The following is a 2,252-nucleotide window of genomic DNA, read 5'->3' on the forward strand; positions in this document are numbered from 1 at the left end:
GCCAGCCCACCCAGGCCGGCGCCGGCCCGGCGCCGTGCAGGGCGGCGTCCTCGGCGGCGGCGAGCACGCCGTCCTTGCTCCAGAAGCCGGACAGCGGCGGTACGCCGGCCAGCGCGCCGAGACCGACCACCGTGCACCAGAACGTCACCGGCATGGTGTGCCGCAGCCCGCCCATCCGGGACGTCAGCGTGGTGCCCACCGCGTGGATCACCGCTCCGGCGGCGAGGAACAACAGCGCCTTGAACGCGGCGTGGGTGAGCAGGTGGAACAGCGCGGCCGGCGGGGACCCGACGGCGAGCGCGCCGGTCATGTACCCGATCTGGGAGACAGTCGACCAGGCCAGCACCCGCTTGAGGTCGTCCTGGGCGGTGGCGGCCAGCGCCCCCAGCAGCAGGGTGACCGACGCCAGGACGCCGAGCACGGCGAGCGCGGCCGGGGCGGCCTCGAACAGTGGCCAGAGCCGGGTGACCGCGTACACGCCGGCCGCCACCATCGTGGCCGCGTGGATCAGCGCGGAGATGGGGGTCGGGCCGGCCATCGCGTCCGGCAGCCAGGTGTGCAGCGGGAACTGCGCGCTCTTGCCGGCGACGCCGGCCAGCAGCAGCAGGCAGGCCGCCGTGAGCGTGCCGCTCGCGTGGTCGTGGGCGAGGACGTCGGCGATCCGGAAGCTGCCGGCGCTCACCCCGAGCAGGGCGATGCCGAGCAGGAAACCCACGTCGCCGACCCGGGTCACCAGGAACGCCTTCACCGCCGCCGCGGGCGCCTCGGGCAGCCGCCGGTCGTGGGCGATGAGCAGGTACGAGCAGAGACCCATCACCTCCCAGCCGACCAGCAGCAGGATCAGGTCCCCGGAGACCACCACGAGCAGCATCGCGGCGGTGAAGAGGCTGATCTGCGCCGCGTACGGCGGGTAGCGGTGGTCGGTGTCGACGTCGTCGTGCGGGCCGCGCCGCAGGTAGCCGACCGAGTAGATCTGCACGGCCAGCGCCACCGTCGTCACCGCGACGGCCACCAGCGCGGCGGCACCGTCCAGCCGGACCCCGAGGGTGACCGTCAACCCGCCCAGGTCCACCCAGGTCGTGGACGCCTCGGCCGGCCCGTCGAGGGTCACCAGCAGGGCGAGCGCGACCAGCAGCGCACCCGCCGCGCCGGCCACGCCGAGACCGACCGCCACCCGCCGGGCCGGCTCCCGACCGACACCCCCGTCCGGCGGCAGCAGCAGGCCGACCAGACCGACGACCAGCGGTACGGTCGGCAGCAGAGCGCCGAGCAGCGTCGTCGTGCTCACCGGGCCACCACCCCGGTGGGGTCCCCGGCCGGCACCGGCTCCTCGGCCAGCGGCACCTCGTCCACCGCGACGCTGGCCCGCAGCCGGTAGAGCTGGAGCACGATCGCCAGGCCCACCCCGATCTCGGCGGCGGCCAGCACGATCACGAACAGCGCGAAGACCTGCCCGCCGTGCGGTAGCTGCGCCCGCACGGTGGTGTCGGCGGTGACCAGGATCAGGTTGACCGCGTTGAGCATCAGCTCCACGGCCATCAGCACCAGCACCGCGTTGCGGCGGCGCAGCACGCCGTACACGCCGAGGCCGAACAGCAGCGCGGCGGTGACGTACGGGATGACCGGCCTCACCGGGCCGCCCCCTCGTCGTGGCCGGCGGCGTCCCGGCGACCGATGTCCGGTCGGGACAGGACGATCGCCCCGACCAGCGCGGACAGCAGCAGCACCGACAGCACCTCGAACGGAAGCACCCAGCTCCGGAAGATCTGTTCGCCCAGCCGCTCCGCCGTGCCCGCCTCCGGCAGGTCCACGGCCGTCCAGCGGTACGCGTCGACCAGCAGTGCGGCCAGCCCCAGACCGCTGCCGCCACCGATCAGGGCGGCCGGCCAGCCCGGCCGGTCCAGGTCGTCGGAGGCGCCGATCGGGGCCCGGGTGAGCATCACCGCGAAGAGCAGGAGCACCACCACCGCCCCGACGTAGATCAGCACCTGCACCCAGGCCACCAGCTCGGCGGTGAGCACCAGGTACATCCCGGCGAGCGCGCCCAGGCAGACCACCAGGTACAGGCCGGCCCGCACCAGGTGCCGCGTGCCCACCACCAGCACACCCGACCCCACCGCCACCGCTCCGAGGGCCAGGAGCAGCACGTCCGCACCGGTCACGGCGCCGTGCCTTCCCCGGCCCCGTCTCCGGGTCCGGCACGGGCACGGCGGAGAGCAGAGCCTGGGTGTACGGGTGGGTCGCGCGCTCGT

Annotated in this window: 3 protein-coding genes; all 3 read right to left on the reverse strand. The window is 74.7% G+C overall.

Translation table 11 applies throughout. The features are described from left to right. On the reverse strand, positions 1-1,288 hold a 1,288-nt coding region (locus AB0I76_RS28110; protein ID WP_357041606.1), incomplete at its 3' end, for an NADH-quinone oxidoreductase subunit L. Next, positions 1,285-1,632 (reverse strand): NADH-quinone oxidoreductase subunit NuoK, encoded by a 348-nt coding sequence (nuoK, locus tag AB0I76_RS28115; RefSeq protein WP_357041609.1) that lies wholly within the window; start codon positions 1,630-1,632, stop codon positions 1,285-1,287. The genes AB0I76_RS28110 and nuoK, both read right to left, overlap by 4 nt. Continuing rightward, positions 1,629-2,162, reverse strand: coding sequence for an NADH-quinone oxidoreductase subunit J (locus AB0I76_RS28120; RefSeq protein WP_357041612.1), 534 nt, complete (start codon positions 2,160-2,162; stop codon positions 1,629-1,631). The genes nuoK and AB0I76_RS28120 overlap by 4 nt, the downstream gene beginning before the upstream one ends. Positions 2,163-2,252: the final 90 nt, after the last annotated feature.

It is taken from the genome of Micromonospora sp. NPDC049799 (genome assembly GCF_040656655.1).
Classification (GTDB): Bacteria; Actinomycetota; Actinomycetes; order Mycobacteriales; family Micromonosporaceae; genus Micromonospora.